Consider the following 6,815-nt stretch of genomic DNA (forward strand, 5'->3'; position numbering starts at 1 on the left):
GTGGCGGCGGCCGTTCGCGCGGCGCCCCTGCGCCAGCGGGTGCATTGGAGCGACCGGCTGGCCCACCTCGGCCTGCTGGGCGTGGTGGCGCTGCTGGGCGTCGGACTGGTGGCGCCGCTGCTGCTCATCCTGTCGAAGGCGCTGGATGCGCCGCAGGGCGGGGCGGTGTCGGGGCTGGGGGCCTTCACCGCCTACCTGGCTTCGCCCGCCTTACTCACCAGCCTGTGGAACAGCGTGTGGGTGTCGCTGCTGGTGACCGCCATCGTGCTGCCGCTGGCCTTCGCCTTCGCCTATGCGCTGACCCGCAGCTGCATGCCGGCCAAGGCGCTGCTGCGCACGGTGATGCTGCTGCCGCTGCTGGCGCCTTCGCTGCTGTCGGCCATCTCGCTGATCTACTGGTTCGGCAACCAGGGCGTGGCCCGGGACTTCTGGACGGCGCTGGGGTTCACCGGCATCTACGGCGCATCGGGCATCGTGCTGGCCGAGTGCTTCGCGGTGTTTCCGCACGTGCTGATGATCCTGGTCACGGCGCTTTCGCTGGCCGATGCGCGCCTGTACGAAGCGGCCGATGCGCTCGGCACCGGCACGCTGCGCAAATTCTTCACCATCACCCTGCCGGGCGCCAAGTACGGGCTGATCTCGGCCGCGCTGGTGTGCTTCACCCTGGTCATCACCGACTTCGGCATTCCCAAGGTCGTGGGCGGCAACTTCAACGTGCTGGCCACCGACGTCTTCAAGCTGGTCATCGGCCAGCACGACTTCCAGCGCGGCGCGGTGGTGGCGCTGCTGCTGTTGCTGCCGGCGGTGCTCACCTTCGCCATCGACGGGCTGGTGCAACGCCGGCAGACCGCCACCCTCACGGCGCGCGCCGTGGCGCTGGTGCCGCGGCGCGCGCGCGGATTCGATGCGGCCATGGCGCTCTATTGCCTGTGCATCGCCGCCCTGGTGCTGGCCATGTTCGGCATGGCCGTGTTCGCCTCCTTCGCCAAGCTGTGGCCGTACAACCTGTCGCCCAGCCTGGACCATTACGTCGCGGGCCTGATCGATGCCGACCTGGCCGATGCCCTGGCCAACAGCCTGAAGCTCGCCTGCGGCACGGCGGTGGTGGGGACGGCCGTGGTGTTCGTCGGCGCCTACCTGCTGGAAAAGACCCGGGGCCTGCAAGCCCTGCGGCCGGTGGTGCGGCTGGCGGCCATGCTGCCCATGGCCGTTCCCGGCCTGGTGCTGGGCCTGGGCTACATCTTCTTTTTCAACGCGCCGGCCAACCCGCTGCACGGCCTGTACCAGACGCTGCCGCTGATGGTGCTGTGCACGGTGGTGCACTTCTACACGACCGGCCACCTCACCGTGGTGACGGCGCTCAAGGCGCTGGATGCCGAGTTCGAAGCGGTGTCCGCCTCGCTCAAGGTGCCGCTCTACAAGACCTTCTGGCGCGTGACGCTGCCCATCTGCCTGCCGGTGCTGCTGGACGTGTCGCGCTATTTTTTTCATCAGCGCCATGACGACGATCTCGGCCGTGGTGTTCCTCTACTCGCCCGACACCCGGCTGGCCTCGGTCGCCATCCTGAACCTGGACGAGGCCGGCGACACCGGCCCGGCCGCGGCCATGGCGGTGCTGATCGCCGCCACCTCGGCGGTGGTGACGCTGCTGTACCTGGCCGCCGGCCATGGGGTCGAGCGGCGCACCCAGGCCTGGCGTGCACCGGCCCGATGAAGGCGATGACCCCCTGAAAACACAGCGCGCAGCGACGAAGACCGCCCTGCCGCCTGGAAAAAGCACCATGGAAACCCACCCCACTTTCGACGTGATCGTCGTCGGCGCCGGCATCGTCGGCCTGGCCCATGCCTACACCGCCGCCCGGCGCGGCCTGAAGGTCTGCGTGGTCGAGCGCGACGCGGCCTGCGTCGGCGCCTCGATCCGCAACTTCGGCTTCATCACCGTCACCGGCCAGGGTGCGGGCGACACCTGGCGCCGCGCCCGACGGGCCCGCGAGGTGTGGGGCGAGGTCGCGCCCCAGGCCGGCATCGAGGCCGTGCACCACGGCCTGTACCTGACGGCATTCAGGCCCCAGGCCCTGGCCGTGCTCGAACAGTTCATGGGCACCGAGATGGGCGAGGCCTGCGAACTGCTCGGCGTGGCCGAGGCCGCCCGCCGCGCGCCCGCGCTGCAGCTGGAGGGCGCCCAGGGCGTGCTCTACAGCCCGCACGAGATGCGGGTGGAATCGCGCACGGCCATCGGTTTGCTGACCCAATGGCTGGCCAAGGCGCATGGCGTGGTGTTCCGCTTCGGCGAGGCGGTGCTGGAGGTCGCCACGCCGCGGGTGCGCACCGCGCGCGCCGTGCTGCACGCCGAGCGCGTGGTGGTCTGCACCCATTCGGACATCCACGGCCTGTTCGCCGAGCGCCTGGCGCCGCAAGGCCTGCGGCTGTGCCTGCTGCACATGCTGCGCGTCATGCCCGAGCCCGGCCTGCGGCTGCCCGGCTCGGTCATGGCCGACCTGAGCCTGGTGCGCTACCGGGGCTACAGCGACCTGCCCGCCGCCGCCGCGCTGCGCGAGCAACTCCAGCGCGAAGAGGCCGAATCGCTGGCCAACGGCATCCACCTCATCGTGGTGCAAAGCGCCGACGGCTCCCTGGTGGTGGGCGACTCGCACCACTACAGCGCCGCGCCCCAGCCCTTCGCCGACGAGCGGGTGGACGACCTCATCCTGCGCCACCTGCGCGACACGGTGAAGCTGCAGGCCTGCCGGGTGACCGAGCGCTGGGTGGGCATCTACCCCTCGTCGGCCACGACCGACTGCCTGATCGACCGGCCCGACGACGCCACCCGGCTGGTGATCGTCACCAGCGGCACCGGCGCCAGCACCGCCTTCGGCATCGCCGAGGACACCTTCGACGCCTGGTGAGCCGTCTTTCACCCAACCCTTTCCCCACCGCGCCACGATCAGGACACGACATGGGCATGCCTCCTTCCACCACCACGCTGAGCGCCGTCGTCTTCGACTGGGCCGGCACCATCCTCGACTTCGGCTCCTGCGCGCCGATGGGCGCCTTCGTGCGGCTGTTCGAACAATTCGGCATCCGGATCGGCATCGAGCAGGCCCGCGGCCCGATGGGCGTCGCCAAGTGGGACCACATCCAGGCCCTGAGCCTGCTGCCCGAGGTCGCCCGGCAATGGGAGCACCTGCACGGCCGGCCCTTCGCCGATGCCGATATCGACCACCTCTACGAAGTCTTCACCTCCATGAATGCGGCAGTGGTGGCCGATTTCGCCGATTTCATTCCCGGCGCGCTGGACACCGTGGCCGCGCTGCGGGCCCGGGGGCTGAAGATCGGCTCCACCACCGGCTACAACCGGCCGATCATGGACATCCTGTCGCCCATCGCCGCGGCCGGCGGCTATGCGCCGGACAACCTCGTCTGCGCGGGCGACCTCGTAGCGGGCCGCCCTTCGCCGCTGATGATGTTCCGCTGCTTCGCCGACCTGGGGGTGTGGTGGCCCGCCACGGTGGTCAAGGTGGACGACACCGAGGTCGGCATCCAGGAGGGGTTGCACGCGGGTACCTGGACGGTGGGCGTCGCCGTCAGCGGCAACGCGATGGGGCTGCCGCTGGCCGAGTGGAACGCACTGCCGCCGGCCGCGCAGCAGGCCCGCCGCGAAGCGGCCGCTGGCAAGCTGCAGGGCGCGGGCGCGCATTACGTGATCGATTCGGTGGCCGACCTCCTGCCGGTGGTCGACGACATCGCCGGCCGCCTGGCCAAGGGCATCCGGCCCTGAGGCGCGCTGCCGGACCCCCTTGCGCTACGATTCCGCCCTTGGCTCGTCCCTTCGGCACATGAAACAGTACCTCGACCTCGTTCAGAACATCTTCGACAACGGCAGTTGGCAAGACAACCGCACGGGCGTCCGCACCCTGAGCCTGCCGGGCGCGATGCTCCGGTTCGACCTGCAGGAGGGCTTTCCTGCCGTCACGACCAAGAAGCTCGCCTTCAAGTCGGTGGTGGGCGAGTTGGTGGGCTTTTTGCGCGCACGCCGCAGCGCAGCCGATTTCCGGGCGCTGGGCTGCAAGGTCTGGGACCAGAACGCGAACGAGAACGCGCAGTGGCTGGCCAACCCCTACCGCCTCGCCGAGGACGACCTGGGTTCGGTGTACGGAGTCCAATGGCGCCAGTGGCCGGCCTACAAGCTGATCGACCCGGCGCTGCCGCAGGGCCCGGCGCAGATCGCGGACGCGCTCGGCCGGGGATACGCGGCCATCGGCACGCTTGGCGGCGAGGACGGCAAGCCGGCTGGCGTGCTGCTCTACAAGGCCGTTGACCAGCTCCGGCAGTGCCTGGATACGCTCATCCAAGACCCCGGCAGCCGCCGCATCCTGTTCCACGGATGGAACTGGGCGCAGCTGGACGAAATGGCCCTGCCGCCGTGCCACCTGCTGTATCAGTTCCTGGCCAATCCGGGCAGGAAGGAAATCTCGCTGTGCCTGTACATCCGGAGCAACGATGTCGGGCTCGGCACGCCGTTCAACCTGGCGGAAGGGGCGGCGCTGCTGCACCTGGTGGGCCGGCTCACGGGCTACACGCCGCGCTGGTTCACGTACTTCATCGGGGATGCGCACATCTACGAGAACCACGTGGACATGCTTCGCGAGCAGCTCACGCGCGAACCCCACCCGCTGCCCAAGCTGGTGTTGTCCGACCGAATCCCGGACTACGCCGTCACCGGCACCTACGCGCCCGAATGGCTGGAGGCGGTCGAGCCGTCGGACTTCTCGCTCGAAGGCTACCAGCACCACGCCCACATCACGGCCCCCATGGCCGTGTGAATATCGCGGGGTGGCGTGCCGAAACGCCCATGGGCGGCATGGGGCGCGATGGATTCGGGGGCATCAGCGGATAAGCTCGCCGGTTGCTTCCCCGATTCCAAGGAAATCCGCCCCATGCGCCTTTCGTCCTCTTTGCCATTGTTCGCCGCAGCGGTGCTGGCCGCCGGCTGCGGCACCCACGTGCCGCTTACGCCCTCGGCCTCCACGTCCTCTCCCGCCAAGCCGGCCGCGTCCGCTGCGACGGCTGCGGCACCGGCCGCCGCCAACCGCTGGGCCAGCGTGCAGGCGCAGGTGGGCCGCAAGCCTTCGGAGGGCTCGGACTTTCTGCGCACCGGCCCCATGGGGGTGCGGGTCAAGGAACTGCTCGGTCCCGTCAACCACCCGGAGTTCCTGCAGAACATGGCCGTCAGCACGCCGCTGCGGCAGGAAGGCGGCCTGCTCTACATCACCGGCCGCCGGTCGAGCCAGCCGGACGCCCAGGCAGCTGCGGTGGTGGTGGACCCGTCGCGCGACGCGATGCGCGTGTGGCTGCAGACGGGCGACGAGGAATGGGACGTGCAGGATGCCGGCGCGCCGGTGCCCCTGCCCGCCGACGTGCGCAAGGTGCTGGAAGACGCGCGGCGCTGATTCCGTCGGGCCGCCCCGGTGGCCCGGCCGTCAGGCGCCGTGCACCGGCAGCATGCAGTGCGGGTTCATCAGCCCCTGCGGGTCCAGCGCGCCCTTGATGGCGCGCATCATGGACAGCGCCACGGGCGACTGGTACTTCTCCAGCTTGTCCACCTTGAGCGCGCCCACGCCGTGCTCGGCCGAGAACGAGCCGCCGAACTGCGCCACGGCTTCGTAGACCAGGTGGTTCACGCGGGCTTCCTCGTCGCGCAGGAAGGCCTTGGCATCGCCCTCGGCCGGCGCCTGCACGTTGTAGTGCAGGTTGCCGTCGCCCAGGTGCCCGAAGTTGACCAGCCGCACGCCGGGAATCTCGCGCTGCAGCAGCGCGTCGGCGTATTCGACGAACGCAGGGATGCGGGGGATCTGCACCGAGATGTCGTGCTTGATGTTCAGCCCTTCCTCGGCCTGGGCCAGCGGAATGTTTTCGCGGATGTGCCAGAGCTGGTGCGCCTGCGCCAGGTTCTCGGCCACGACCGCATCGGTCACGCAGCCGGCCTCGAAGGCGGTTTCCAGCAGCGATTCGAAGCGCGTGCGGGCGTGCGCCTCCGACTCGCTGTCGCTGTTTTCCAGCAGCACGCCGTAGGGCACGTCTTCCTGGTCGATGAAGGGCACGCGCAGCTGCGGCATGTGCTTGGCCACCAGGCTCAGGGCGAAGCGGCCCATCACCTCGAAGCCGGTCAGGCCCGCGCCCAGGTGCTTGTGCGCCAGGGCCAGCAATTGCACGGCGTGTTCCATCGACGGCACCGCGGCCCAGGCCGTCAGGCTGGCGGCGGGCTGCGGGTAGAGCTTCATCGTCGCGGCGGTGATGATGCCCAGCGTGCCTTCGCTGCCGATGAACAGGTCGCGCAGGTCGTAGCCGGTGTTGTCCTTGCGCAGGCCTTTGAGCCCGTCCCACACCTCGCCCTGCGGCGTGACGACTTCCAGTCCCAGGCACAGGTCGCGCGTATTGCCGTAGCGCACGACCTGCGTGCCGCCGGCATTGGTGGCCAGGTTGCCGCCGATGGTGCAACTGCCCTCGGCCGCGAGACTCAAGGGGAACAGCAGCCCCGCCTTCTCGGCCGCGTCCTGCACGTTCTGCAGGATGGCGCCGGCCTCCACGGTGAGCGTCAAATTGTCGGCGTCCACCGCGCGGATGGCGTTCAACCGCGTCAAGCTCAGCAGCACCTGCGTGCCGGTCTCGTCGGGAATGGAGCCCACCGCCAGCCCCGTGTTGCCGCCCTGCGGCACGATCGCGGTGCCGGCGGCGGCGCAGGCGCGCACCACGGCGGCCACCTCCTGCGTGCTGCCGGGCCGTACCACGGCCAGCGCCTTGCCGCGCGCGCGGCG

At 69.9% G+C, this 6,815-nt stretch carries 5 protein-coding genes and 1 pseudogene; 5 read left to right on the top strand and 1 reads right to left on the bottom strand.

Annotation, left to right across the window (positions count from 1 at the left end; genetic code table 11):
• The 5 genes and pseudogenes from AC27IQ_RS16920 to AC27IQ_RS16940 all read left to right on the top strand — a co-directional run.
• Positions 1-1,714: pseudogene (locus tag AC27IQ_RS16920) on the top strand (putative 2-aminoethylphosphonate ABC transporter permease subunit); the annotation flags it as partial.
• Between the two features lie 67 nt (positions 1,715-1,781).
• On the top strand, positions 1,782-2,906 hold the full coding sequence (locus AC27IQ_RS16925) for a TIGR03364 family FAD-dependent oxidoreductase (RefSeq protein WP_487090151.1): 1,125 nt from the start codon (positions 1,782-1,784) through the stop codon (positions 2,904-2,906).
• 50 nt (positions 2,907-2,956) lie between these two features.
• Positions 2,957-3,778 (top strand): phosphonoacetaldehyde hydrolase, encoded by an 822-nt coding sequence (gene phnX / locus AC27IQ_RS16930; RefSeq protein WP_487090152.1) that lies wholly within the window; start codon positions 2,957-2,959, stop codon positions 3,776-3,778.
• A gap of 58 nt (positions 3,779-3,836) precedes the next feature.
• On the top strand, positions 3,837-4,823 hold the full coding sequence (locus tag AC27IQ_RS16935; RefSeq protein ID WP_487090153.1) for a thymidylate synthase: 987 nt from the start codon (positions 3,837-3,839) through the stop codon (positions 4,821-4,823).
• 114 nt (positions 4,824-4,937) lie between these two features.
• Positions 4,938-5,450, top strand: coding sequence for a hypothetical protein (locus tag AC27IQ_RS16940; protein ID WP_487090154.1), 513 nt, complete (start codon positions 4,938-4,940; stop codon positions 5,448-5,450).
• A gap of 30 nt (positions 5,451-5,480) precedes the next feature.
• On the opposite strand, the gene AC27IQ_RS16945 is transcribed toward AC27IQ_RS16940, so the two are convergent.
• Positions 5,481-6,815 (bottom strand): FAD-binding oxidoreductase (locus AC27IQ_RS16945; protein WP_487090155.1); only part of this gene is annotated, 1,335 nt, incomplete at its 5' end.

The sequence above is a fragment of the Acidovorax sp. KPB24-07 genome (genome assembly GCF_057543315.1).

Coding starts and splice junctions, on each gene's coding strand:
- AC27IQ_RS16935 (WP_487090153.1), top strand. CDS start 3,837: ATGAAACAGTACCTCGACCTCGTTCAGAACATCTTCGACAACGGCAGT.
- AC27IQ_RS16940 (WP_487090154.1), top strand. CDS start 4,938: ATGCGCCTTTCGTCCTCTTTGCCATTGTTCGCCGCAGCGGTGCTGGCC.
- AC27IQ_RS16925 (WP_487090151.1), top strand. CDS start 1,782: ATGGAAACCCACCCCACTTTCGACGTGATCGTCGTCGGCGCCGGCATC.
- phnX (WP_487090152.1), top strand. CDS start 2,957: ATGGGCATGCCTCCTTCCACCACCACGCTGAGCGCCGTCGTCTTCGAC.